This is a genomic window from Paraburkholderia sp. SIMBA_027 (assembly GCF_046535315.1).
In the GTDB taxonomy this organism is placed as follows: Bacteria; Pseudomonadota; Gammaproteobacteria; order Burkholderiales; family Burkholderiaceae; genus Paraburkholderia; species Paraburkholderia tropica.
Genome location: NZ_JAWRWY010001535.1, coordinates 1 through 239, shown reverse-complemented (window position 1 = coordinate 239; position 239 = coordinate 1). Strand labels below are relative to the sequence as shown.

1 protein-coding gene is annotated in these 239 nt (G+C 31.0%); it reads left to right on the top strand.

Going from position 1 to position 239, the window contains the following annotated elements; translation table 11 throughout:
• Positions 1 to 25: 25 nt before the first annotated feature.
• The coding region (locus SB764_RS44325; RefSeq protein ID WP_410867353.1) for a hypothetical protein at positions 26 to 239 on the top strand (214 nt) is incomplete at its 3' end.

Here is a 239-nt window from a genome sequence, read left to right as displayed (position 1 = left end):
GGTTGTATTAGTAAATAACGAGGAAATGGTCAATCCTTATAAGATAAGTGAAATTATAAAAACTTTAGGAGTTACAGATTATTTCAGTGTACCTTCTATTTACTTAACGGTATTGGATTATATTTCTCTAGAAGAATCCATAAGTTTAAGACAAGTAACATTAGTTGGTGAGGAACTGCCAGTTAAAGCAATCGAGTATACAAACCGATTGGATCGTAATATAGAAATTGTTAACCGTT